General features: G+C 62.6%; 26 protein-coding genes. 15 read left to right on the top strand and 11 right to left on the bottom strand.

Annotated features, from left to right (window positions below; translation table 11 throughout):
- Window position 1 precedes the first annotated feature (1 nt).
- Complete coding sequence (gene pspA, locus HFP57_RS04125) at window positions 2–688, bottom strand: phage shock protein PspA (protein WP_176868607.1); 687 nt, start codon at window positions 686–688, stop codon at window positions 2–4.
- Between the two features lie 83 nt (window positions 689–771).
- On the bottom strand, window positions 772–948 hold the full coding sequence (locus HFP57_RS04120) for a hypothetical protein (RefSeq protein ID WP_176868606.1): 177 nt from the start codon (window positions 946–948) through the stop codon (window positions 772–774).
- 198 nt (window positions 949–1146) lie between these two features.
- Here HFP57_RS04120 and pspF point away from each other — a divergent pair, with 198 nt between their 5' ends.
- From pspF to HFP57_RS04100, 4 genes are all read left to right on the top strand, one after another.
- The gene (gene pspF / locus HFP57_RS04115) at window positions 1147–2160 is read left to right on the top strand and encodes a phage shock protein operon transcriptional activator (RefSeq protein ID WP_176868605.1); all 1014 of its coding nucleotides are present in this window, start codon (window positions 1147–1149) and stop codon (window positions 2158–2160) included.
- Between the two features lie 54 nt (window positions 2161–2214).
- On the top strand, window positions 2215–2781 hold the full coding sequence (locus HFP57_RS04110; protein ID WP_176868604.1) for a tetratricopeptide repeat protein: 567 nt from the start codon (window positions 2215–2217) through the stop codon (window positions 2779–2781).
- A 130-nt stretch (window positions 2782–2911) separates the two neighbouring features.
- On the top strand, window positions 2912–3475 hold the full coding sequence (locus HFP57_RS04105; RefSeq protein WP_176868603.1) for a tetratricopeptide repeat protein: 564 nt from the start codon (window positions 2912–2914) through the stop codon (window positions 3473–3475).
- 174 nt (window positions 3476–3649) lie between these two features.
- Window positions 3650–4267, top strand: a complete 618-nt coding sequence (locus HFP57_RS04100; RefSeq protein WP_176868602.1) for a superoxide dismutase — start codon at window positions 3650–3652, stop codon at window positions 4265–4267.
- 37 nt (window positions 4268–4304) lie between these two features.
- On the opposite strand, the gene HFP57_RS04095 is transcribed toward HFP57_RS04100, so the two are convergent.
- From HFP57_RS04095 to HFP57_RS04075, 5 genes are all read right to left on the bottom strand, one after another.
- Window positions 4305–4925 carry a septation protein A gene (locus HFP57_RS04095; protein WP_246263348.1) on the bottom strand — a complete coding sequence of 207 codons (621 nt, stop codon included), beginning with the start codon at window positions 4923–4925 and terminating at the stop codon, window positions 4305–4307.
- 3 nt (window positions 4926–4928) lie between these two features.
- On the bottom strand, window positions 4929–5870 hold the full coding sequence (gene ftsY / locus HFP57_RS04090) for a signal recognition particle-docking protein FtsY (protein ID WP_176868601.1): 942 nt from the start codon (window positions 5868–5870) through the stop codon (window positions 4929–4931).
- On the bottom strand, window positions 5867–7117 hold the full coding sequence (gene mtaB / locus HFP57_RS04085) for a tRNA (N(6)-L-threonylcarbamoyladenosine(37)-C(2))-methylthiotransferase MtaB (RefSeq protein ID WP_176868600.1): 1251 nt from the start codon (window positions 7115–7117) through the stop codon (window positions 5867–5869). The genes ftsY and mtaB overlap by 4 nt, the downstream gene beginning before the upstream one ends.
- Window positions 7114–7935: a diaminopimelate epimerase gene (dapF, locus tag HFP57_RS04080; RefSeq protein WP_176868599.1), complete on the bottom strand. Its 822-nt coding sequence runs from the start codon at window positions 7933–7935 to the stop codon at window positions 7114–7116. The genes mtaB and dapF overlap by 4 nt, the downstream gene beginning before the upstream one ends.
- Window positions 7936–8007: 72 nt before the next feature.
- The gene (locus tag HFP57_RS04075; protein ID WP_176868598.1) at window positions 8008–9660 is read right to left on the bottom strand and encodes a putative bifunctional diguanylate cyclase/phosphodiesterase; all 1653 of its coding nucleotides are present in this window, start codon (window positions 9658–9660) and stop codon (window positions 8008–8010) included.
- Between the two features lie 229 nt (window positions 9661–9889).
- On the opposite strand from HFP57_RS04075, the gene ffh reads away from it, so the two are divergent.
- The 6 genes from ffh to rplS are packed head-to-tail and all read left to right on the top strand — an operon-like array spanning window position 9890 to window position 14189.
- Window positions 9890–11341, top strand: coding sequence for a signal recognition particle protein (gene ffh / locus HFP57_RS04070; RefSeq protein ID WP_176868597.1), 1452 nt, complete (start codon window positions 9890–9892; stop codon window positions 11339–11341).
- Window positions 11342–11384: 43 nt separating this feature from the next.
- Window positions 11385–11966: a 30S ribosomal protein S16 gene (gene rpsP, locus HFP57_RS04065; RefSeq protein ID WP_176868596.1), complete on the top strand. Its 582-nt coding sequence runs from the start codon at window positions 11385–11387 to the stop codon at window positions 11964–11966.
- Between the two features lie 3 nt (window positions 11967–11969).
- Window positions 11970–12455: a ribosome maturation factor RimM gene (gene rimM / locus HFP57_RS04060; RefSeq protein ID WP_176868595.1), complete on the top strand. Its 486-nt coding sequence runs from the start codon at window positions 11970–11972 to the stop codon at window positions 12453–12455.
- Complete coding sequence (locus tag HFP57_RS04055; protein ID WP_176868594.1) at window positions 12448–12990, top strand: YdcF family protein; 543 nt, start codon at window positions 12448–12450, stop codon at window positions 12988–12990. Before rimM ends, HFP57_RS04055 begins: the two co-directional genes overlap by 8 nt.
- 43 nt (window positions 12991–13033) lie before the next feature.
- Window positions 13034–13777 carry a tRNA (guanosine(37)-N1)-methyltransferase TrmD gene (trmD, locus tag HFP57_RS04050; RefSeq protein ID WP_176871137.1) on the top strand — a complete coding sequence of 248 codons (744 nt, stop codon included), beginning with the start codon at window positions 13034–13036 and terminating at the stop codon, window positions 13775–13777.
- Between the two features lies 1 nt (window position 13778).
- Window positions 13779–14189 carry a 50S ribosomal protein L19 gene (gene rplS / locus HFP57_RS04045; protein ID WP_176868593.1) on the top strand — a complete coding sequence of 137 codons (411 nt, stop codon included), beginning with the start codon at window positions 13779–13781 and terminating at the stop codon, window positions 14187–14189.
- Between the two features lie 57 nt (window positions 14190–14246).
- On the opposite strand, the gene HFP57_RS04040 is transcribed toward rplS, so the two are convergent.
- Together HFP57_RS04040 and HFP57_RS04035 are read right to left on the bottom strand one after the other, a co-directional pair.
- Complete coding sequence (locus tag HFP57_RS04040; RefSeq protein ID WP_176868592.1) at window positions 14247–15470, bottom strand: hypothetical protein; 1224 nt, start codon at window positions 15468–15470, stop codon at window positions 14247–14249.
- A gap of 106 nt (window positions 15471–15576) precedes the next feature.
- Window positions 15577–16389, bottom strand: coding sequence for a DUF2189 domain-containing protein (locus tag HFP57_RS04035; protein WP_176868591.1), 813 nt, complete (start codon window positions 16387–16389; stop codon window positions 15577–15579).
- 190 nt (window positions 16390–16579) lie between these two features.
- Here HFP57_RS04035 and HFP57_RS04030 point away from each other — a divergent pair, with 190 nt between their 5' ends.
- Window positions 16580–17608, top strand: a complete 1029-nt coding sequence (locus HFP57_RS04030; protein ID WP_176868590.1) for an aspartate-semialdehyde dehydrogenase — start codon at window positions 16580–16582, stop codon at window positions 17606–17608.
- Here the strand turns inward: HFP57_RS04030 and HFP57_RS04025 are convergent, their stop codons facing one another.
- Both HFP57_RS04025 and HFP57_RS04020 read right to left on the bottom strand, forming a co-directional pair.
- On the bottom strand, window positions 17609–19189 hold the full coding sequence (locus tag HFP57_RS04025; RefSeq protein WP_176868589.1) for a DHA2 family efflux MFS transporter permease subunit: 1581 nt from the start codon (window positions 19187–19189) through the stop codon (window positions 17609–17611).
- A 119-nt stretch (window positions 19190–19308) separates the two neighbouring features.
- Complete coding sequence (locus HFP57_RS04020) at window positions 19309–20349, bottom strand: HlyD family secretion protein (RefSeq protein ID WP_246263346.1); 1041 nt, start codon at window positions 20347–20349, stop codon at window positions 19309–19311.
- Between the two features lie 217 nt (window positions 20350–20566).
- On the opposite strand from HFP57_RS04020, the gene HFP57_RS04015 reads away from it, so the two are divergent.
- Genes HFP57_RS04015 through HFP57_RS04000 form a run of 4 tightly spaced genes read left to right on the top strand, consistent with a single transcriptional unit; the run spans window position 20567 to window position 22856 of the window.
- Window positions 20567–21214, top strand: a complete 648-nt coding sequence (locus HFP57_RS04015) for a 2-hydroxychromene-2-carboxylate isomerase (protein WP_176868588.1) — start codon at window positions 20567–20569, stop codon at window positions 21212–21214.
- A complete protein-coding gene (locus HFP57_RS04010; RefSeq protein WP_176868587.1) occupies window positions 21211–21666 on the top strand; it encodes a GFA family protein in 456 nt (151 codons plus the stop codon). The genes HFP57_RS04015 and HFP57_RS04010 overlap by 4 nt, the downstream gene beginning before the upstream one ends.
- Entirely contained in the window at window positions 21659–22102 is a 444-nt protein-coding gene (locus tag HFP57_RS04005) for a GFA family protein (RefSeq protein WP_176868586.1), read from the top strand. Before HFP57_RS04010 ends, HFP57_RS04005 begins: the two co-directional genes overlap by 8 nt.
- Entirely contained in the window at window positions 22083–22856 is a 774-nt protein-coding gene (locus tag HFP57_RS04000) for an alpha/beta fold hydrolase (RefSeq protein WP_218135070.1), read from the top strand. Before HFP57_RS04005 ends, HFP57_RS04000 begins: the two co-directional genes overlap by 20 nt.
- Window positions 22857–22933 lie beyond the last annotated feature (77 nt).

Here is a 22933-nt window from a genome sequence, read left to right as displayed (position 1 = left end):
GTTATGCTTCCTTGGTTTCGGAGGGTTTCTTGCTGGCCTTTTTCATGGCCGCGAGTTCGGCTTCGACCTTGTCGCTCGTTTCGAGTTCGTCGATCTCTTCCTCGAGCGTCTTCGGCTGGTTGCTGCCCAGCGCGAGCGCATCGGCACGGCCTTCGGCCATGTCGACATGGCGTTCGAGCATTTCGAAACGGGAAAAGGCATCCTGCACGCGATCGCCATTGTAGAGGTCGCGCAGCTTGATCTGGTTTTCCGCGGTTTCGAGCCGGGCCGAGATGGTGTTCTGGCGGCTGCGGGCCTCGCGAAGCTTGCCCTGGAGCTTCGAGATGTCCTGTTCATAGGCTCGCAGCGATTCATCGAGGATTTCGATTTCGCCGTTGAGCCGGTCCGCCATGTCCGCGGCCTTCTGCTTTTCGACCAGCGCCTGCTTGGCGAGATCTTCGCGGTCCTTGGACAGCGCGAGTTCGGCCTTTTCCTTCCAGCTTTCCTGGAGCTGTTCGAGCTTGGTGATCGACCGGCGCATTTCCTTCTGGTCGGCGATCGTCCGGGCAGCGGAGGCGCGAACTTCCACCAGCGTTTCCTCCATCTCGAGGATGATCATCCGGACCATCTTGGCCGGATCTTCAGCCTTGTCGAGAATATCGGTGACGTTGGCGGCGATAATGTCGCGAGTGCGGGAGAAAATTCCCATGGTAGCTACTCCTAATGCCCCTCGAACATTTTTTTGGCCGGGGAGGGGGAGGGGCAGCCGCCTCCCCGGCCTGACTTGGTGGCCTATGCGATGCGGCCGGTAACGATGATAATCTCGTCCTGGTCGGCCTGCAGCTCGACCGGCTCGCCGGTGTTGCCGGCCTGGACCGGGCCGACCGTTCCGAGGACGCAGACGCCGGTGACGGCGAGAGCGGCCATTGCGGCGGCGATGTTCTGGCTGATGTCTTTGATGCTGGTCATGTCTGGTCTCCTGAACCTTGGCCCCCAATCGGGGTTTTGAAACTGGGTTATCGTCGTTGTGACTGTTAACGTCCCATTCATTGCAGGGAGTGTGCCAATTTTTGATTATTCAAGAAAAACAAGTGCTTAAGCGGGTCGCGAGTGAAATTCGAGCGGTGCATATTGCTATTGTTTAGTATTTTACGCTAAAGAATCGGAATGGAACGCGAAGCCCAATTTGTCGGAGAGTCCGGTGCCTTTCTCGATGCGGTCGAGATGGCCAGCCGCGCGGCCGCGCTGGACCGCCCGGTCCTCGTAATCGGCGAGCGCGGGACGGGCAAGGAGCTGATCGCCGAACGCCTGCACCGCCTGAGCCAGCGCTGGGAGGGTCCGCTGATCACGCTCAACTGCGCGGCTTTGCCCGAAACGCTGATCGAGGCCGAGCTGTTCGGCCACGAGGCCGGCGCCTTTACCGGCGCGACGCGCGCCCGGGCCGGGGCGTTCGAGGAGGCCGATGGCGGCACCCTGTTCCTCGACGAGTTGGCGACTCTCTCCGCCGCCGCGCAGGAGCGCCTGCTCCGCGCGGTCGAATATGGCGAGGTCAGCCGGATCGGTTCCAACACCCCAATCCGGGTCGATGTCCGGATCGTTGCGGCGACCAACGAAAACCTGCCGAGCCTGGTCGAGCACAACCGGTTCCGCGCCGACCTGCTCGACCGTCTCTCCTTCGAAGTCGTCACGCTGCCGCCGCTTCGCGTCCGGGAGAGCGACATCCTGATCCTCGCCGACTATTTCGGCCGGCGGATGGCGGTCGAGCTGGACTGGCCGTCCTGGCCGGGCTTCGGCGACAATGCGGTAACGGCGCTGATGGCGCATGACTGGCCCGGCAATGTCCGCGAGCTGCGCAACGTCGTCGAACGCGCGGTCTATCGCTGGGAACGGGCCGCAGAGCCTGTCGACAGCATACAGCTCGATCCGTTCGACTCCCCCTGGCAAATACCGCCCGAGCCGGAGGCGGAAGAGAAGACCGCCGCCGCGCCGTCACGGCCCGCCGCCGAGCCGCGCAAGCCCGTAGTCTCGGACTTCAAGGCGGCGGTCGAGCATTATGAAAAAGAGATATTGGAGGCGGCGCTGGAACGGGCGCGTTACAATCAGCGCCAGACCGCCAAGGCATTGGGATTGAGCTATGATCAGCTGCGCCATGCGCTCAAGCGCCACGAAATGATCGGCTGATTCGCCAAAATCGGCCAAATGGCGTATATTCCGCGCACGAAAGGGAGAAATGCCATGCGTGGATTATCCATCGTCGCGGCTCTCGCCGTCGCCGGTTTCGCCGCCGGAACCGCCCATGCCGCGATCAGCGTCGTCGGCAACAGCACCGCGCGCACCTGTTATGAGTCGGCGCTCAACGAACGGTCCCGACCCAGCGACATTCGCGTCTGCACCCAAGCCATCGAGGATCGGCTGATCACCGGCCGGGATCGCGTCGCGAGCCATGTCAATCGCGGCATATTGCATGTCCAGAACGGCGACTATGGCCGGGCCATCGCGGATTACGACCGGGCAATCGACCTCGATAGCAGCGAACCCGAAGCCTATCTCAACAAGGGGTTGGCGCTGCTGCACCAGCGCGAGAACCCGTCCGAGATCGTGGCGCTGCTCACCGCCGCCATCGAATATGGCACGCGCGAACCGGCGCTCGCCTATTACGGACGCGGTGTGGCGCACGAGATGAACGGAGACATTTCGTCGGCCTATTACGATATCCGGCGGGCCACCGACATCGATCCGGAATGGGATGTGCCGGCCCGCGATCTGGCGCGGTTCCGCGTCGTCGGCGGACAGGGCGGCTAGAGCCGCCCTTCGCAGCCTGCCGTTCGTCGTGTCCAATCGGCCGTTCGGCGAATATTATGACGGAGACGGCCCGTTTTTTGTGCGGATATGTCGATTTTCTGCATAATGGCGACGCCTACAGGAGGATGCCATGCAAATGATGCTCAAACTCGCAGCCAGCGCGCTTGCCGTGACGGTTATGGCCGGCGCGGCCAACAGCGCGGTTCTGGTCAGCGGAAACAGTTCAGCGGAATCCTGCTATACCGCAGCGGCGCGGCAATCGGATTCGCGCGGCGATCTCAGGCCCTGCGATTTCGCGCTCCAAGAAGAAGCGCTGACCCATCGGGACCGGATCGCAACCTATGTTAACCGGGGTATCATCCAGTTCCACCGCGGCCAGTATAATCTGGCGCTTACCGATTTCGACCGGGCTCTCCGGATGGATCCCGAACAGCCCGAAGCGATGCTGAACAAGGCGATCACCCTGATGCGGCGCGACGAGCGTGGCGAGGAGGCGTTGCCCTATTTCACGCGCGCGCTCGATTTGGGGACGGAACAACCGGCGGTCGCGCATTATGGGCGTGGCCTCGCCCATCACCTGAACGGCGATTTGACGGCAGCCTATAACGATATCCTGACAGCAACCGAACTGGCGCCCGAATGGGATGCGCCGCGCAACGACCTGTCGAACTTCATCGTCGAACCGAACGGCTAAACGCAGGCCATTTATTGCGCCGGAAGAAGGGCCGGCCGCCTTCTCGCGAGGCGGCCGGCCCCTTTTTTCGGGCGTCCCGAACCCGAGGCGAAAATTCTCATTTCGATCGTATGGATACCCTTGAAGACCCCGTGCGTTACCGTCATGTAAGACCGACCAGCAGGAGACTTTCCCATGCCTTTCGAACTGCCCGACCTTCCCTATGCGAAGGACGCTTTCGGCGATCTGATTTCCTCGAAGACTTTCGATTTCCACCACGGAAAACACCATCAGGCCTATGTGAACAAGACGAACGACGCCATCGAAGGTGGCGATCTGGCGGACGCCAAGCTGTCGCAGGTGATTCTCGCGGCGAAGGAGAAGGGCGACCAAGGGCTGTTCAACAATTCGGCCCAGGTCTGGAACCACAGTTTCTACTGGAAGTGCCTGAGCCCCGAAAAACAGAATCCGTCGGGCGCGCTCGCCGCCCATATCGAAGACTGTTTCGGATCCAAGTCGGACATGCTCGAGGCGTTCAAGGAAGAAGCGACCGGGCATTTCGCCAGCGGCTGGGCCTGGCTCGTCCTCAATGGCGACACGCTCGAGATCACCTCGCTCCACGACGCCGACACCCCGGTCGCGCACGAGGGGATGAAGCCGCTCTTGACGCTCGATGTGTGGGAGCATGCCTATTATCTGGACTACCAGAATGATCGCGGCGCTTATGTCGATGCGCTGCTCGATCATGTGAACTGGGAATTCGTCGCCCAGAATATCGATGGCAACGGCGTCAGTCGAGCCGATCAGGGCTGAGCCCTATCGGTTGATCCCGAGCCGCTCGCCCGGAGCCCTATTCATGGGCTTCGGGCATGGGCGGCTCGTCCGCCTTGTCGAGATTGAGGCCGTTCTTCAGCAGCATCGGCACATTGGCGAAGGCGAAGATGAGGGTCAGCGGGATCGCGCCCCATAGCTTGAATCCGACCCAGAAATCGGTGCTGAAATTGCGCCATACCGCTTCGTTGAGCACGGCCATGGCCAGAAAGAAGATCGCCCAGTTGCGCGACAGCATGTCCCAGCCCCGATCGCTGAGCCCCGGATAGGCGCTGCCCAGCAGGGCCTTGAGCGTCGGCCGTTTCATCAGTAGCCCGAAGATGAGGATCGCGGCGATGAAGACATAATAGATGGTCGGCTTGATCTTGATGAAGGTCTCGTCGCGCAGGAACAATGTGATGCCGCCGAAAATCACCACCATCACGCCCGAAAAGAGCAGCATCGGTGAAATCTTGCCGACTTTTGCCCAGGATATTACGAGAGCGACCATCATCGCGGCCATGAAGGCGCCTGTCGCGTAGAATATCCCGAGCGGCGGTGGCGCCAGGAAATTGACCGCGAAGAAGATCAGCACCGGCCCGAAATCCAGCGCCATGCGCATTCCGGACGACAGCTCCCCTTTGGTTTCGCCTTCGCTCATACTCTACTCTCCATCAAACTCGTCCGCGCCCGTGATCGCGCGCGCGACTGCGCGAGGATCGAAGGGACGCAAATCCTCCAGCGTTTCGCCGACGCCGATCGCATGGATCGGCAGGCCGAATTTCTCGGCCGCCGCGACCAGAACGCCGCCCCGGGCGGTCCCGTCCAGCTTGGTCATAACAAGGCCCGTGACATTGGCCACCTCCTTGAACACCTCGATCTGGGACAGGGCATTTTGCCCGGTGGTCGCGTCGAGCACCAGGATCACATTGTGGGGGGCTTGTTCGTTGAGCCGCCCAAGCACCCGGCGGATTTTCGAAAGCTCGTCCATCAAGTGACTCTTGTTTTGCAAGCGCCCCGCCGTGTCGACAATGAGCACGTCCGTGCCGATCTCGGTACCGCGCTTGACCCCCTCGAACACGAGGCTCGCCGCATCGCCGCCTTCCTCTCCTGCGATGATCGGCACGCCGAGTCGCTCGGCCCAGACCTTGAGCTGGCCGATCGCCGCCGCGCGGAACGTGTCACCGGCGACGAGCATGACGTTGTAATCGTCTTCGAGGAAGAGATGGCCGAGCTTGGCGATCGTGGTCGTCTTGCCAGAGCCGTTGACGCCGATGACCAGCATCACCTGCGGGCGCGGAAAGGCGTCGATCTCTAGCGGCACGGCGACCGGGCGCAATATCTCTTCGAGTTCTTCGGCGACGATCTCGCGGATATCGAGTTCGGACAGATGCCGGTTGTAGCGGCCGCTCGCCAGCCGGTCGCGCACGCGCGCGGCGACCGAGGGCCCAAGATCGGATGCGATCAACGCCTCCTCGATCTCGTCGAGCGTCTCATCGTCCAGTTTTTCCTTGGTGACGAGGCCGGTCAGATTACCGCCCAGCCTGTCGGAGGTGCGCTTGAACCCGAAGCGCAGTTTCTCGCCCCAGCTTTTCTGTTCGCTCACGAAACTTCCCCGGCCAATATGCCGTCTTCGACACCGACGATCCGGGTCTCGACAATCCGTCCCACTCGATTAGCGCCGTTCCCGCCGGATCGATCGTCGATCGCCACTTCGGCGAAATTCTCGGCATGACCGATCCCGTCGTCCCGTTCGACGAGAACGCGTTGCCGGGTTCCGACAAGGCCGTCCAGCCATGTCTTTTTCTGCCGCGCCGTCGCGTCCCGCAGCTTGTACGCCCGCTCCTTGCGCGCGGGCACCGGGACCTGCGGCATCCTGGCCGCCGGCGTGCCGCGCCGCGCCGAATAGGGGAAGATATGGCCGAACACGATCTGGCAGTCGTCGACCAGCGCCAAGGTATTCGTCGCCATCTCGTCGGTTTCGGTCGGGAAGCCCGCGATGATATCGGCGCCGATCGCGATTTCGGGCCGCCTGGCCTTAAGGCGCGCGACCATCTCGACCGACTGCGCGCGGCTGTGGCGGCGCTTCATCCGTTTCAGGATCATGTCGTCGCCTGCCTGGAGCGAGAGATGAAGATGCGGCATGAAGCGGGGTTCGCCGGTGATGATCTCGAACAGCCGCTCGTCGATCTCGATCGAATCGAGCGAGGAAAGCCGCAGGCGGGGCAGGGCGGGCACACCCTTGAGGATGCGCTCCACGAGCAGGCCGAGGCTGGGATTGCCGGGAAGGTCTGGCCCATAGCTGGTGACATCGACGCCGGTCAGCACGACCTCCTCGAAGCCCTCGTCGACCAGCGCCTTGATCCGGTCGACGACCAGCCCGGCCGGGACGGATCGGCTGTTGCCGCGGCCATAGGGGATGACACAGAAGGTGCAGCGATGGTCGCAGCCATTCTGTACCTCGACAAAAGCGCGGGCGCGTTCGGAAAAACCGGTGACGAGATGGGGCGCCGTTTCGCGGACTGCCATGATGTCGGAAACGAGCGAGCGGTTCGACGCGAAGCTCTCGGGCAGCATCTTTTCGCGATTGCCGAGCAGCTGGCTGACTTCGGGCATCGCGTCGAAGCTATCCGGTTCGGTCTGGACCGCGCAGCCGGTGACGACGATTTCGGCATCGGGCCGCGCGCGCTTGGCCTTGCGGATCTGTTGGCGCGTCTTGCGCACGGCTTCGGCGGTCACCGCGCAGCTGTTGACGATCACGAGATCGTCGCGATCGGCCGCCATGGCGCGCATCGCTTCGCTCTCGGCGAAATTCAGCCGGCAGCCCAGAGTGATGAGTTCGGGGCCGCTCACAGCAGCTTCTCCGTGTCGATCTCGCCGCTGAACACATGGGTCGCGGGGCCGGTCATCCGGATCGTCCTGCCCGGCGCCCATTCGATCTTCAGATCGCCGCCGGGCAGATGCACGACCGTCTCGCCATCGACCAGTTTCCGCTGCACCGCGGCGACCATCGTCGCACAGGCGCCGGTACCGCAGGCGCGGGTCAGGCCGGCGCCGCGCTCCCAGACGCGCAGAGTGATGCTGCCATCGGGCTCGATCGTCGCGACGTTGACGTTTATGCGTTCGGGAAAGAGCGGGTCATTCTCGATGATCGGGCCGAGCCGCGCGAGATCGATCGCCGGAGCGTCCGCAACAAAGAAAACGATATGCGGATTGCCGACATTGACCGCAGCCGGATTTTCGAGATTCTCCCAGCCGACCGGCATGTTCGCGGGATCCATCGCATAGGCGAGCGGGATCGCGTCCCAGTCGAACCGGGGTTCGCCCATTTCGAGCGTCGCGCCCGCGCTGTTCGCCCGACCCGAGATGGTGCCACCGGCGGTTTCGATCACCGCGCCATCGCCGACCAGCTGCGTCACGCAGCGCGCGGCATTGCCGCAGGCCTCTACCTCGCCCCCGTCGGCGTTGAATATCCGCATGGTCAGATCGGCGGCGTCCGACGGTTCGAGCAGGATGAGTTGGTCGCAGCCGATCCCGGTGCGCCGGTTGGCCAGCGCGCGCGCAAGGGCCTCCGTCATCTCGACGGACCGGTCACGGGCATCGATAACGACGAAATCGTTGCCGAGGCCGTGCATCTTGTGAAAGGCCAATGAGCGGGACGAGGGGCGCATGGCGCGCGATTTAGGGTCGGGAAGGGGCGCTGTCCACTTGCACGGCGCTTTTGTTCGCGCTTGCCGTGCGCCTTAACTGGCCCGGCGCAGCTTGCGGAGATCGTCGAGCGCTTCCTCGGCAACCTCTTCGCTGGGCCGCGACGTCAGCATGTCCTTGTCGGCGAGCAGCCGCCGTGTCTGGCCGATGGCCATCGGTTTGCCGAAATACCAGCCCTGTCCGGCCATCGAACCCAGATCCTTGAGGCTTGCTTCGATCTGTTCGTTCTCGATGCCTTCGGCGGTCACCGGCAGGCCGAGGCTGGCGCCGAGGCGCGTAATCGCATCGACGATCGCCGCGCTTTCATTGTCATCGTTGATCGAGGTCACGAAGCTGCGATCGATCTTGATCCGGTCGAACGGCAGGGCGCGCAGATGGGCAAGGCTCGAATAACCTGTTCCGAAATCGTCGAGCGCCACGCGGATACCCTGGTTCTTGAGGCTCGAGATGATCGATTGCGCGATCCCGAGATTGTCGAACAGCGCCGTTTCGGTGATCTCGATCTCGAGGCGGCTGGCCGGGAAATTCGTCTCGGTCAGCAATTTGATAATCTTCTGGGCTAGCCAAGGGTCCTTGAGCTGCGCTGGTGAAATATTGACCGAGAGCGTCAGGTTCGGATCCCAATCCCGCGCTTCGATAAAGGCCTGGCGCATCACGCATTCGGAGAGTTCGGCGATCACGCCGCATTCTTCGGCGACCGGAATGAATTCTTCCGGCAGGATCACGCCCCGGGTGGGATGCTCCCAGCGGGCCAGGACTTCGAAGCCATGCAGCTTGCCGGTCAGCAGGTCGATCTGCTGCTCGTAATAGGGTGCGAATTCGCCGGCCGGGATGCCCTTGCGCATGCCCTCTTCGACCCGGTTCCGTTCCTCCAGCATCCGCTCCATGCTGCCATCGAACCAGACGGCGCGGTTCTTGCCCTGATGCTTGGCGGCATACATCGCAATATCGGCGCGGCGCAGCAGCGTATCGACGCCGTTGCAGTCATGATCGGACCGGGCGATACCGACCGAGGCGCTGGTCTGGATCGACTGGCGTTCGATCTCGAAGGGCTGGGAGATCCGATCGACAAGCTCGTCGGCGACAGCGTCGACCGCAGCCGGGTTGGAGGGATCGAACTGGAAAGCGGCCGCGAATTCGTCGCCGCCAAGGCGCGCGCCCAGCGCCGAACCGGGCAGGGCGCTCATGATCCGCTTGCCGACCTCGCGCAGCAGCACGTCGCCGATATGGTGGCCGTTGAGATCGTTCACATATTTGAAGCTGTCGAGGTCGATCACGAACATAGCGACGACCCGATCGCGCTGCTCGGCCCGTTTGATCATCTCGCCGGCCTCGCTGCTCAGCGCGCGCCGGTTCAGAAAACCGGTGAGCGGATCGCGCAGTGCCAGCAGGCGGGCGCGCTTGGCCGCATCTTTGTGCGACTTGATCTGTTCGCTGACTTCATTGTGATGGCGCCAGCCGATGAGGATAAGCGCGATGTTCAGGATAAGGGCGACGGCGAGAACGGGATCGCGTTCGGATGCGGTGCCGGCGATTATACTGGCGATGACCTGTCCGCCGAGACCGGCAAACATGAGGATCGCGGTGAGGGCGACGGCGCCCGAAACCAGCGCGCGAGGTTGCCGATCCTCAGTCGGCACCGGAACGGTCGGATTTGAACTCGAAGCGATGGTCTCGCGTTCGCGCATAACGTGTTTCCCGTAAACAGAGCTGCTTAATGGCACGAACTGAGTGAAGACCGGGTTAATTTCCGGCGTTTGCGTCCGGGCCTTGTAAATTCCGCTTTCGCGCAGTATTTGCGGCTCTCAGTTCCGCGAGGAATGCAGATCGACGCGCCGATATGGCGTCCGCTGGCCGGCGAGGTTTCGCCCGCCGGCGCTTTTTGCGTTATTCGCCGGAACAGGAAGGAATTGTACGATGTTCGACAGTCTCAGCGATCGGCTCGGCGGCGTATTCGACCGTTTGAAAGGCCGCGGTGCGCTCAGCGAAAACGATGTCCGGGCGGCGATGCGCGAAGTGCGTATCGCGTTGCTCGAGGCCGATGTCGCGCTGCCGGTTGCGCGTGAGTTCGTCGACGGGGTGACGGAACAGGCGGTCGGCCAGCAGGTGCTGAAATCCGTCACGCCGGGCCAGCAGGTCGTCAAGATCGTTAACGACGCGCTTGTCGAGATGCTGGGAGCCGAGGCATCCGAGCTCAATGTCGAGGGGACTCCGCCCAATGTCGTGATGATGGTCGGCCTGCAGGGTTCGGGCAAAACCACCACCACCGCCAAGATCGCCAAGCGGCTGACAGAAAAGGGCCGTAAAAAGGTGCTGATGGCGTCACTGGACGTTAATCGTCCGGCGGCGCAGGAACAGCTGGCGGTGCTCGGCCAACAGACCGACGTCGCGACGCTTCCCATTGTCGATGGGCAGCAGCCTGTCGATATCGCCAAGCGCGCGCTTCAGGCAGCGAAACTGCAGGGTTTCGATGTCGTGATGCTCGATACCGCCGGCCGTCTCCATGTCGACCAGCAGCTGATGGACGAGATGAAGGCGGTCGCGGACGTTTCCGAGCCGGAGGAAATCCTGCTCGTCGTCGATGCATTGACTGGCCAGGACGCGGTCAACGTCGCGCAGAACTTCTCCGAACAGGTGCCGCTGACGGGTACCGTGCTCACCCGGATGGACGGTGATGCGCGCGGCGGCGCGGCGCTGTCGATGCGCGCGGTTACGGGCACGCCGATCAAGTTCGTCGGCGTCGGCGAGAAGCTGGACGAGATCGAGGAATTCCATCCCGAGCGCGTTGCCGGCCGCATCCTCGGCATGGGCGATGTCGTCAGCCTGGTCGAACGCGCGGCGGAGACGGTCGAGAAGGACGAAGCCGAAGCCTTCGCCAAGAAGATGGCCAAGGGCCAGTTCGACCTGAACGATTTGCGCACGCAACTGGCGCAGATGCAGCGCATGGGCGGGCTCGGCGCGCTGGCCGGCATGCTGCCGGGCATGAAAAAGGCGCAGGCTGCGATGGCCGCCAGCAATATGGACGACAAGGTGCTCGTTCACATGGACGCGATGATCGGTTCGATGACCGTGGAGGAGCGGGCGAAGCCGGGCCTTCTCAACGCCAAGCGCAAGCGGCGCGTGGCGATGGGCTCGGGCACGACCGTGCAGGAGGTCAACAAGCTCCTCAAGATGCACAAGGAAATGGCGACCGCGATGAAGCGCATCAAGAAGATGGGCGGCATCAAGGGGCTGATGAAGATGTTCGGGGGCGGTCCGGACGGCCTGCCGACCGATCCCGGAGACATGCCGCCCGGCGGTATGCCGGGTCTCCCCGGAATGCCGGGGCAGGGTATCCCTCCGGGGCTCGATAAATTACTGAAACGCTAGAAATTTTGAATTGAATTTGGATTTTTTAAAGAAGGAAATATCAATGTCAGTAGCAATTCGGCTGTCGCGCGGTGGCGCCAAGAAGCGGCCTTACTACAAGATCGTCGTGACGGATTCCCGCAAGGCGCGGGACGGCAAGTTTATCGAGCGGATCGGCAGCTATAACCCGCTGCTCGCCAAGGACAATCCCGAGCGCGTGAAGCTCGACGAGGATCGTGCCAAGCATTGGCTGTCGGTGGGCGCGCAGCCGTCCGACCGGGTGATGCGTTTCCTCGATGCAGCCGGCATCATGGAACGCCCGGCGCGCAACAACCCGCAAAAGGCGGAACCGGGTGACAAGGCCAAGGAACGCGCCGAGGAGCGTTCCGAGAAGGAAAAGGTCGTCGCTGAAGCCGCTGCCGCTCCGGCCGAGGAAGCGCCGGCCGAAGAAGCCGAGGCTCCGGCTGAAGGCGCCGCTGCGGAAGAGGCGCCTGCTGAGGAAGCCGCTGCCGAAGAGGCTTCGACGGAAGAGAAGACCGCCGAAGAGCCGGCAGAAGCCGAGACCCCGGCGTCCGAAGCCGCCGAACCCGGTGCGGGCGACGAAGCCGCTCCCGAAGACGCGGAGAAAGAAGAAGCCAAGAGTTAAGCCTTGGCCGAAAAGCGCATTACCCTCGCCGCCATTGCCGGAGCGCATGGCATTGGCGGCGAGGTGCGTCTCAAGCTGTTCTCCGAGAGCTTGGACAGCTTCAAACGTTACACGACGTTCGGGGCGGACGGGCAATCGCTCACGCTCAAATCCGTGCGCGAAACCGGCAAAATGCCGATCGCGCGGTTCGCCGAGATCGCCGATCGCACCGCCGCCGAGGCGCTGCGCGGCAAGGAGCTGACCGTGCCACGTTCGGCGCTACCGCCGCTCGAGGAGGGCGAATATTATCATGCCGACATCGTTGGCTTGCCCTGCGTTACCGAAAGCGGTGACCCGGTGGGCGAAGTCATCGCCGTCGAAAATTTCGGCGCGGGCAATATTCTGGAAATTCGCAAGCCGGATGGTTCGGATTTCATGGTGCCGGTTCGAGTGGAGGCGCTAACGCTCGGCGATCCGATCATCATCTCGCCCGATTTTTGTGATGAATGAGATCGATCCCATTTTCATATTAGGTGCGCCGAACGACGAAAATGGCGGACTTTCCCAGCTTGCGCGCGCGCGAGTGGAAACCGCGGCATCTATTTGCAAAGATAGGCTGGCGAGCGGTCGCCGTCCCCTTATCGTCCCGACTGGTGGCCATGGCGCGCATTTCAATCGGGGACCCCGGCCGCATTGGGTCTATGTGCGGCGAGACCTGTTGTTGGAAGGCGTTCCGGAGGAGGCCATCAGCAAGACGGGTCTTGAAAGCGGTAACACAGTCGAAGATGTTGCGATGATTGCTCGGTATACGGCCGATCATGGCTGCAGCGCATGCAGTGTCGTGACCTCGGCGTTTCATATAGAGCGCTGTACGCTTCTCTTCGGTTGTCTGGCCCCCTTTTTGACGGTCCAGTTTCTGAGCGCAAACAACCCGCCGGATTTGGGTGAGGAGGCGACCATCCACGAGCAGAAGGCAATTGCGCAGCTCCTGTCGCAGGGCGGGGTGCTCCATAATGACAAGCTCTTCCCGATCCGGGCTGTTTAGAGGAGAATCTTGACAGGCTTTGCGCTTGCGAGTTGATCAGACCATGGCCTTCGCCGCGACCATCCTCACCCTCTATCCCGAGATGTTTCCGGGGCCGCTTGGCCATTCAATTGCCGGACGGGCGCGGGACGAGGGGAAATGGTCGCTGGAGACTCTGCAAATCCGGGATTTCGCGGCCGACAAGCATCATACGGTGGACGACAAGCCAGCTGGCGGCGGTGCGGGCATGGTCATGAAGGCCGATGTGCTCGCGGGAGCCGTTGACGAGGCGCTGGAGCGCCAGCCAAATGCCCCGGTGCTGGCCATGTCGCCGCGCGGAAAGCCGCTGACGCAATCCCGGATACGCGCGCTTTCGACCGGCCCCGGCGTCACGATCCTGTGCGGTCGTTTCGAAGGGTTTGACGAGCGTATTTTCGAAGCTCGCCCGGTTGAGGAAGTCTCGATTGGCGATTATGTATTGTCGGGCGGCGAAATCGGCGCTTTGGCGCTGCTCGACACTTGCATCAGGCTGCTTCCCGGGGTAATGGGCGCGGCTTCAAGCGGCGATGAGGAAAGCTTCGAACAGGGGCTTCTCGAATATCCGCATTACACCCGGCCTGTTGAATGGGAAGGGCGCAGTATCCCTGAAGTGTTGCGATCGGGGGATCATGCGAAAATTGCGGCATGGCGGAAACGCCAGGCCGAAGAGATAACACGGTCACGGCGGCCGGATCTTTGGGAGCTCTATAGTGGCGCTCCGGATCAGTCGCCCTCTGGCGCGCAACGCGATAAAGCAAAGGACGAATGAGATGAATCTCATCGAGACACTCGAGGCGGAAGCCATCGAGAGCATTACGAGCGACAAGAAGCTCCCGGATTTCAAGGCGGGCGATACGCTGCGCGTGGGCGTGAAAGTCGTCGAGGGTGATCGCACCCGTATTCAGAATTTCGAGGGCGTGTGCATCGCGCGCACCAATCGCGGCATGGGATCGAGCTTCACGGTTCGAAAAATCTCGTTCGGCGAAGGCGTCGAGCGCGTATTCCCGCTGTACAGCCCGAATGTCGACAGCGTGACGGTGCTCAAGCGCGGCATCGTGCGTCGCGCCAAGCTCTACTATCTGCGCGGCCGTACCGGTAAAGCCGCCCGCATCGCGGAAAAGCGCGACGATCGCGAGAAGAACACGATCAAGGCCGAAGCGCCGGAAGCCGCCGACAGCTGAGATCGCGCGAACGAATTGAGACGATGAAAAGGGCCGTCCCGCGGGGCGGCCCTTTTGCTATTCCGCTGGCACGATGGGCGCGGGAATAACGGTTGCGGGCCGCACATCGGCAACCGCGAGATAATAGTCGAACGCAAAGATCATGTCGCGCGAGGCATCGTCGATTTCGGTGCTCGAGCGGATGAGCGACCGCAGCGGCCGCAGGTCGATCAGGGTCAGTGCTCGCCCATCGGCGGCCTCGCCCAACAGCGAGCCCTCTTCGAGCATATAGGATTGGCAAGGCGATATCGCGCCCGAGCGGACGTCCACCACGCTGCCGTCCCGGCAATCGATCATGACATTGACCAGGCCGAATTCGCGCGTCCGGCCCCATTCGACGAGAAAATCGCCGAGCGCGGGGACATTGGTGGTGCTGTGTCCGCGCATCATGTGGCTGGCGCCGAATTTGAAGAATATGCGCGGCGGGTGGCCGTCGCGTTCCTCGATCCGTGCGAATTGGTCGAGAAAGTTGCGCTTCATATAGTTTTCGCGCGCGAGATTGGCCGGGTAAATCGGCCCGGTTTGCCGCACGAACGGGCCGTAGATCTCGTTGGAAAGCAGCATCGCATCGACGAGCGCGAGCGCTTCGGCGTCTTCGCCCGCATCGAAAGCGGTTCTCAATGGTGCGAACTGCTCGGGTTCTGCGGTACCCAGATACATGACATTCGCCGCCGTAGCCTCGGCAAAGGCTGCCACCACACTTCGCTGTTCATCGGTCCGGACCAGTTCTTCGAGCCGCAACGCCAGCACGGGCCCCGCAGCGATGAATTCCTGGTCGAGGCCAAACAACGCGTGGGACGAGGCCGACGACAGGCGAACCGCCTGGGCCGTCAATTCGGCATCCTCGGCAAAGAAGAGAAAGGGCAGGGCGAAGCCGCCGCCCGGGGCATCGCCGATCGCCGCTACCGCATCGTTATTTTCGCGGATCAGCTGCTCGGCATAGCGGGTCGACCAGGGGCCGATCTCGACTGCCATATATTCATAGTCGCGCTGGGCGAGACCGCGATGGATGGCGGCGGAAATCTCGGCGATATCGGCGGTCGCATGCTGTTCGCCGATAAGGAAGAATTGCGCCTCGGCCGCATCCGTCATGAGCCGGTCCCAGCCGGATCCATAAAGGTTGCCCTCGGCGTCGCGCGCGATGTCGAGCATGCTCGCCCGCACCGCCTCGCCCAGCACATCCTCGACCGCGGCCGTCTGCGCAGTCGCGCCGGTTCCGGTTACGAGCAAAGCGGCAATCATCGCCCATCGTTTTATCACGTCATGTCCTTCCACTGTATTGCCGTTGCAATACACAACATCACGAAAGACATGTCAAACTATAGGGAGAAAAGGCTTTCCCTTGTCGCTATCGGCCCATCCGCGCCAGCTCGTCCCGGTCGACGAGCCGGGTATAGAGGTGCCAGGTGGCGTAGCCGAGCACCGGCAGCGCCACCGCGAGCCCGATCAGCAGCGGTATCGCCGCCACGGTGAGGATCAAGCCGACCGTAACCCCCCAGCGCAGCAGCACCGCGGGATTGCGGCGGAATGCGGCGAGCGACGTTGCGACCGCGCGTTCGGCGCTGACCTTGCGGTCGACCAGTAACGGCAGCGAAACCACGCTGACCGCGAGCACGACGATCGCGAACAGGAGGCCGACAAGGTTGCCGACGACGATCATGCCCCAGCCGGCCTGGGTCGTCAGGACCATCTCGGCGAAATTGGCGGCGGTCCCCGGCGGCTGCAGTCCGAAGAAGAAGGTGTAGATCAGCGCCGCCGCTGCCAGCCAGGCGCCGAAGATGGCCAGCAGCCCGACACCAACCGCGGCGATCGACAGGATCGACCGGTTTTTCAGAACGCCGAAGAAATGCCACCAGCTCGAATCCCGGCCGGCTTCGCGCCGTTTCGCCAGTTCGTAGAAACCGGTCGCGACGAGCGGGCCGAGCAGCGAGAGGCCCGCGAAGAGCGGAAAGAGCATCGATATGTCGCTGCCGGTCATCACGACCGAAGCGACGGCGCCGACGAGCGGATAGAGCAGCCCGACGAAGATCAGATCGCCGCGTTTCGCTTTGAAATCCGCATAACCTGCGGCCAGACTTTCGTTCAGATCGACGGCGGTGATCGTTCGCACGGGCAGGGGAACGGTGGCCGGCGTGGTGTCGAGCGAGGCTTCCTGGGACATAGCGATCTCCGTCGGCAGAAACGCCTGCCGTTTGCGGCCCCCGGATTTCGATGGTCCAAAGGGTACTCCGATCGACGCGATCACGCAATGACGCTACGGAAAGCCAAATTTATTGCACCGCAACAATGTTTGTCTTGGCGAATGCCCGAAGTCGCGCTAGTTCCCCACGCTCGAACAGAGGAATAACACCATGGGTTATCGGGTAGCGGTAGTCGGAGCGACGGGGAATGTCGGGCGCGAAATGCTCGCCTGCCTCGCCGAGCGCGAATTTCCGGCGGACGAGGTTGCGGCCGTCGCCTCGCCGCGGTCGCAGGGCGTCGAAGTCGAATTCGGCGAAACCGGCACGATGCTCAAATGCCGCAATATCGAGCATTTCGATTTTTCCGGCTGGGATATTGCGCTGTTCGCGGCGGGATCGGGCCCGGCGAAAGAATATGCGCCCAAGGCGGCCGAGGCCGGTTGCACGGTGATCGACAATAGCTCGCTTTTCCGAATGGACCCGGACGTCCCGCTGATCGTGCCCGAGGTGAATCCCGAGGCGATCGACGGTTATCTCGCGAAGAATATCATCGCCAACCCCAATTGCTCGACCGCCCAGATGGTCGTCGCTCTGAAGCCGCTGCATGACGCCGCGACGATCAAGCGCGTCGTGGTCTCGACCTATCAGTCGGTATCTGGCGCGGGCAAGGACGGCATGGACGAGCTCTTCAACCAGTCGCGCGACATCTTCGTCGGCGACCAGGCCGAAGCGAAGAAGTTCACCAAGCAGATCGCCTTCAACGTGATCCCGCATATCGACGCCTTCCTGGACGACGGTTCGACCAAGGAAGAATGGAAGATGGTCGTCGAGACGAAAAAGATCCTCGATCCGAAGATCAAGCTGAGCGCGACATGTGTCCGCGTACCGGTGTTCGTCGGGCATAGCGAGGCGATCAATATCGAGTTTGAAAACGAGTTGTCGGCCGAAGAGGCCCAGAATATCCTGCGCGAGGCGCCGGGCATCATGCTCGTCGATAAGCGCGAGGATGGCGGCTATGTGACGCCGGTCGAATGCGTCGGCGACGGCGCAACCTTCATCAGCCGTGTCCGCGAAGACCCGACAGTCGAGAACGGGCTGGTCCTCTGGTGCGTTTCGGACAATCTGCGCAAGGGCGCGGCGCTCAATGCCGTCCAGGTCGCCGAGCTGCTCGGCCGGCGGCATTTGCAAAAAGCGGCGTAGCTATTCGGCCGGTTGCGGTTCGCGGTCCGGGTCCGCTTCGTCTACGCTAGCGGTGCCGGTCTTGGGCAGCTTCTTGAGCAGCATCGAGGCGGGGACTGCGATGATGCAGCCCCACATGATCAGCCAGAAATTGTTGATATAGCCGATCATCAGCGCCTGGCGGTTGATCTCGTTATCGAGCAGGGCCGCGACCTGTTCTGCGGGAAGGTTCAGCCGTTCGAGGCGGAGAGATGGCACCGTTGAAGGGGTGATATGCTCGCCGAGATCGGCATGGCTGATCTGCAGGTTGCGCGCGACATTGCTCGCGGTGATCGAAATACCGATCGACGCGCCGACATTGCGCAGCAGGTTCATCAGTGCCGCGCCCTCGGGTCGCAGGCTGACCGGCAGGGTGGCGAAAGCGATGACGTTGAGCGGCACGAAGATGAAGCCGATGCCGAGCCCCTGGATCACGCCCACGGTGATGATCGGGCCGGAGTCCATGCCGATCATCCAGTGCGTCATCATGTAGCAGGACCAGGCCGTGATCGCCCAGCCGACGGCGAGGATGATCCGCGCATCCATCACGTTCATCAGCCGCGCGGCGACGCCCATGGCGACGATCACGCCGAGTCCCCGCGGCGCCAGCAGGTAACCCGCGGTGATCACCGGATAGTCGAGCACGCCCTGCAGCATCGGCGCGATCAGCGCGATGATCGCGAACACCACGACGCCGACAAAAGCGACGAATATCAGTGAGCCGACCAGGTTGCGGTCGGTGAAGATGGCTGGGGTCAGCAGCGTGTTTTTACCGGTTAGCATATGGACGATGAACACCCAGAAGCCGATGATGATGCAGCCGATGCCGATCCAGATCGAGGTGCTGTCGAGCCAATCGAGCTGTTGGCCGCGATCGAGCACGAGCTGGAGCGCCGCGAGGCCCAGCGCGAACATCGAAAAACCGAACAGGTCGAAGCCGCGCCGGCTGATCGGGCGGCTCGGCAACAGGAACCAGAGCATGACGAGGATCAGCGTGCCGATCGGCAGGTTGACGTAGAACACCCAGCGCCAGTTGTAATATTCGGTTATATAGCCGCCGATCAGCGGGCCCAGGATCGGCCCCAACACTGCGCCGAGGCTCCAGATCGCCATAGCCTGGCCATGCTTGTGCGACGGGTTGATATCGAGCATCGCGGTCTGCGAGATCGGGCCGATAAAGGCCGCTGCGATCCCCTGCATGATGCGGAAGGTGACCATCTGTTCGAGGCTGGTCGCCGCGCCGCACAACATCGAGGTCACGATGAAAAAGGCGACCGCCCAGAGGAACAGGTTGCGCGATCCGATCCGGTCGGCGAGCCAGCCGGTGATCGGGATCGCCACCGCCGTCGCCACGATATAGCTGGTCAGAACCCAGGCGATCGTGTCGATCGTCGCGCCGAGGCTCGTCTGCATGTGCGGGAGAGCGACATTGGCGATCGTCGTATCGAGGATCTGCATCATCATCGCCATCATGATGGCGAAGGTCAGAAGCCCCTTGTAACGGACCGGGAGAAGGGCGTCGCCGTCGGGCGCAGCTTGCTTATCGGAGGCGGCGCTAGCCATTCCATTCCCCTACCGCTTGCCCTGAGCTTGTCGAAGGGCTGTCCTTACTCCTTCCATGCCAAAGGACAGAAAGGCAGGGCTTCGACAAGCTCAGCCCGAACGGAATTATCTTGTGCGACTTAGCGCTCGCCATCGTCGCGGATATCGACGCGGACATCGGCGCTGAGGCCGGTGATCATCTGCCGCGCTGGCGTGCCCTCGATCTCGATGCGCACGGGCACACGCTGGGTGACCTTCACCCAGTTTCCGGTGGCATTTTGCGGGGGGAGGATCGAGAATTCGGCGCCGGTGCCCGCGCCGATGCTGCCGACCCGGCCCGGCACGACAAGATCGGGATAGGCGTCGAAGGTGATCCGGGCGGGCTGGCCGACCCGCATCCGGTCGAGATCGGTTTCCTTGAAGTTCGCCTCTATCCAGGTCTCGTTGCGCGCGACGATGCTCACGACTGCGGTTCCCGGACTCGCCATCTGACCGATCTGGAGCCGGTCGACCTCGCTGATCGTGCCGCTCACCGGCGCGCGGACGACCGTGCGCTCGAGGTTGAGCTGGGCCTCTTCGCGCCGAGCGATCGCGGCAGCGACGGCGGGAAATTCGGAACGCGCGCTGCGGCTGCCCGCGCTGCCGACGGCAGCGCGGGCGTCCATCTGCGCGGCCCGGGCGGCATTCAGCCGCGCCCGCGCGTCGGACAATTGGTTTTCGAAGGATTCGACACGTGCGCGGGTGTTGAAGCCGCGCTCCATCAGTTCGCGCTCGCGGGCGAGATTGCGCCGGGCGAACTCGACATTGGCCTGCGCCGTCGAGATGTCGACGCCACTTGTCGAAACCGCCGTTTCGGCCTGGCTGAGTGCGAGCCGCGCATCGCTGATATCGGCTTCGGCCTGCTGGACAGCGATGCGATAGGGTTCGGGATCGATCCGGAACAGGATATCGCCGGCCTCGACCTGTTCATTCTCCTCGACCAGAACGGCGACGATCCGGCCGCCGACTTCCGGGCTGATCTCGACGATGTCCTGCTGGACATAGGCATTGTCGGTCGAGACGTAGCGGCCCGACGTGATATACCAGTAGGCGCCGATCCCGATCACCAGCGCCGGTACGATCAGCATCGCGATCAGCCGCACAGGCGACCGCTTGCGTTCGGCCGTTCCCTGTTCAGCCATCGTGTCCACCCTTATCTGCGGGTCCTGTTCGGCCACTTTGCCCCATCCTCCCAGACGAACGCCGAAAATCGCACAGACTTTGGGTCTTGGCGAGACTTTTTGGAAAAAGACGGAAAAAGTGAGTCTTTTGAGTCACAGTGGCCCTGTTATGGTTTTCGGCTTATCAGCCCGTTAATGCCGGGTTCCGGTGCCGGCGAATAGCGGAGGATATGCCGAGATGACCCTGCACGCCGATCTCTACTGGTCGTTCCGCAGCCCCTACAGCTATCTGGCGACCCGCCGCTATCGCGCGCTGACCGAGAGCCACGACATCGATATCGCGCTGAGGCCCGTCTATCCGCTCGCGATCCGCGAACCCGATTTCTTCGAACGCAACCATCCCAACTGGCTGCGCTACACCCTGGTCGACGTCATGCGCCTCTCGCAATTTCTGAAGATCCCGATGGCGCCGCCGCGCCCCGATCCGATCGTCCAGGACATGGCGACACGCAAGATCGCCGAGGACCAGCCCTATGCCTATCGGTTGACCCGGCTCGGCCAGGCGGCCGCGCGGCGCGGCAAGGGGCTCGCTTTTGCCGACGAGGTTTCGCAGATTATCTGGGGCGGAACCGAAAACTGGCATGAAGGCGATCATCTGAAGGATGCAGCGGCACGCGCAAGCCTCGATCTGGCCGAACTCGATGCCGAAACGCTAGCCGAGCCGGACGCACTCGACGCCGAGATCGCCGCGAACCAGGAGGCGCTGGAGGCCGCCGGCCATTGGGGCGTGCCGACGCTGGTCTTCGAGGGCGAACCGTTTTTCGGACAGGACCGGATCGATGTCGCAATCTGGCGATTGAAGCAGAAGGGGCTGGAAGAGCGGTGAGCATCGAGGGCGGATGTCTGTGCGGCGCGGTGCGCTATCGCATCGAAACCGAGCCGATGCCCGCTTGCTACGCCTGTCATTGCACCGATTGCCAGACCCAGTCGGGTAGCGCGTTCGGGCTGCAAATGCCGTTGTTCGGGACGATGCTCGATGTGAAAGGCGAACTCGGAAAGGGCCAGCGACAAACGGCCGACGGAATCGCCGTATCCTATTGGACCTGCGCAAAATGCGCGGTCCGCATATATGCCGAGAACACGGCGCGTCCGGGGATTGTCGTGCTCCGCGCGGGGACGCTGGACGAGAGCAGTGCGCTGGTTCCGCGCGCACATTTGTGGGTGAGGAGCAAACAACCCTGGCTGGTTCTGCCCGAGGACGCGATCCTGTACGATACGCAGCCGGAAACGCAGCAGGAATGGATGACGATATTGGGATTGGGAGGCGCTGATGCCTGAGACGATAAAGGGCGGCTGCCAGTGCGGCCGGATACGCTACACGGCCACGATCGACGATCGCGACGCTTATCTGTGTCACTGCCGGATGTGCCAGCGCGCGACGGGCGGCGTATCGATCGCGTTCAAGAACCTGCCCAAGGCGAGCGTCGAGTGGGAAACCGAACCCGACTGGTATGAAAGCTCGCCGATCGCGCGTCGGGCCTTCTGTTCGCAATGCGGGACGCCGCTCGGTTTCGAGTTTCCCGACAGCGACAAGATGGACATCACGGTCGGATCGATCGACGATCCTTTCGGGTTCGTTCCGAAACATCATTTCGGCGTCGAGGGTATGCATCAGGCCTGGTTGGATACGCGCAGCCTGAACCGCCACCGGGCGGACGAATACGAACCGATCGTCAAACGCTGGAAGGAAAAAGTTGGCAAACTCCCCGATTGATCCGCCGGTCCATTGCTTCAGCAGTCAGGACGGCTACCGGCTGGCCTATCGGGAAATGGGCGACGGGCGGCCGCTCGTCCTCCTGCATGGCTTTTTCTCCAACGCCGTCACCAACTGGATCCGCTACGGCCATGCCGAGACGATCGCGGCCAACGGCTATCGCCTGATCATGCCGGACCTGCGCGCGCATGGCGACAGCGCAAAACCGCACGATCCGGCAGCCTATCCGGCGGACATATTGGCGCGGGACGGACTGGCGCTGGTCACGCATCTCGGGCTGACCGACTATGATCTCGGCGGCTATTCGCTCGGCGCGCGGACGGTCGTCCGAATGCATGTGCTGGGCGCGCGCCCGGCCCGGCTGATCATTTCGGGCATGGGGCTGTCTGGCCTCACGAGCCTCGCGAGCCGGGCCGATCATTTCCGGCATGTCCTGACCGATCTCGGCAACCATCCCAAACATTCGCCCGAATGGATGGCCGAAGCGTTCCTGAAGACGACCAAGGGCGATCCCGAGGCGCTGCTGCAGGTCCTCAACGTTTTCACCAACACGCCGGAAGCGGCGATCCGGGCGATCGCGGTGCCGACGCTCATTCTCGCCGGCGAGGAAGATCGGGACAATGGCAGCCATGAAGATCTCGCGGCGCTGATCCCCAATGCCGATCACCGCGAAGTGCCGGGCGGCCATATGAGCTGCATCGTGAAACCCGAATTCGGCGCGGCGCTCGCCGACTGGCTTGGCAAACCCGCCTAGGCTTTCGACGAACGGCCCTTGACCGTCGGCAAGCGCCTTGGTCAAACGCGCGCCATAGAAACGTCTTACGGAGAGCA

The organism is Parasphingopyxis algicola (genome assembly GCF_013378075.1).
Taxonomy (GTDB): Bacteria; Pseudomonadota; Alphaproteobacteria; order Sphingomonadales; family Sphingomonadaceae; genus Parasphingopyxis; species Parasphingopyxis algicola.
The sequence above is the reverse complement of the archived record's forward strand: the minus strand, read 5'-3'. Positions and strand labels throughout refer to the sequence as shown.

Coding starts and splice junctions, on each gene's coding strand:
- trmD (WP_176871137.1), top strand. CDS start 13,034: ATGGCCTTCGCCGCGACCATCCTCACCCTCTATCCCGAGATGTTTCCG.
- HFP57_RS04030 (WP_176868590.1), top strand. CDS start 16,580: ATGGGTTATCGGGTAGCGGTAGTCGGAGCGACGGGGAATGTCGGGCGC.
- HFP57_RS04040 (WP_176868592.1), bottom strand. CDS start 15,470: ATGATTGCCGCTTTGCTCGTAACCGGAACCGGCGCGACTGCGCAGACG.
- HFP57_RS04095 (WP_246263348.1), bottom strand. CDS start 4,925: ATGAGCGAAGGCGAAACCAAAGGGGAGCTGTCGTCCGGAATGCGCATG.
- HFP57_RS04005 (WP_176868586.1), top strand. CDS start 21,659: ATGCCTGAGACGATAAAGGGCGGCTGCCAGTGCGGCCGGATACGCTAC.
- HFP57_RS04100 (WP_176868602.1), top strand. CDS start 3,650: ATGCCTTTCGAACTGCCCGACCTTCCCTATGCGAAGGACGCTTTCGGC.
- HFP57_RS04120 (WP_176868606.1), bottom strand. CDS start 948: ATGACCAGCATCAAAGACATCAGCCAGAACATCGCCGCCGCAATGGCC.
- pspA (WP_176868607.1), bottom strand. CDS start 688: ATGGGAATTTTCTCCCGCACTCGCGACATTATCGCCGCCAACGTCACC.
- HFP57_RS04105 (WP_176868603.1), top strand. CDS start 2,912: ATGCAAATGATGCTCAAACTCGCAGCCAGCGCGCTTGCCGTGACGGTT.
- HFP57_RS04015 (WP_176868588.1), top strand. CDS start 20,567: ATGACCCTGCACGCCGATCTCTACTGGTCGTTCCGCAGCCCCTACAGC.
- rpsP (WP_176868596.1), top strand. CDS start 11,385: ATGTCAGTAGCAATTCGGCTGTCGCGCGGTGGCGCCAAGAAGCGGCCT.
- HFP57_RS04075 (WP_176868598.1), bottom strand. CDS start 9,660: ATGCGCGAACGCGAGACCATCGCTTCGAGTTCAAATCCGACCGTTCCG.
- HFP57_RS04055 (WP_176868594.1), top strand. CDS start 12,448: ATGAATGAGATCGATCCCATTTTCATATTAGGTGCGCCGAACGACGAA.
- HFP57_RS04020 (WP_246263346.1), bottom strand. CDS start 20,349: ATGGCTGAACAGGGAACGGCCGAACGCAAGCGGTCGCCTGTGCGGCTG.
- dapF (WP_176868599.1), bottom strand. CDS start 7,935: ATGCGCCCCTCGTCCCGCTCATTGGCCTTTCACAAGATGCACGGCCTC.
- HFP57_RS04110 (WP_176868604.1), top strand. CDS start 2,215: ATGCGTGGATTATCCATCGTCGCGGCTCTCGCCGTCGCCGGTTTCGCC.
- pspF (WP_176868605.1), top strand. CDS start 1,147: ATGGAACGCGAAGCCCAATTTGTCGGAGAGTCCGGTGCCTTTCTCGAT.
- rplS (WP_176868593.1), top strand. CDS start 13,779: ATGAATCTCATCGAGACACTCGAGGCGGAAGCCATCGAGAGCATTACG.
- HFP57_RS04035 (WP_176868591.1), bottom strand. CDS start 16,389: ATGTCCCAGGAAGCCTCGCTCGACACCACGCCGGCCACCGTTCCCCTG.
- HFP57_RS04025 (WP_176868589.1), bottom strand. CDS start 19,189: ATGGCTAGCGCCGCCTCCGATAAGCAAGCTGCGCCCGACGGCGACGCC.
- ffh (WP_176868597.1), top strand. CDS start 9,890: ATGTTCGACAGTCTCAGCGATCGGCTCGGCGGCGTATTCGACCGTTTG.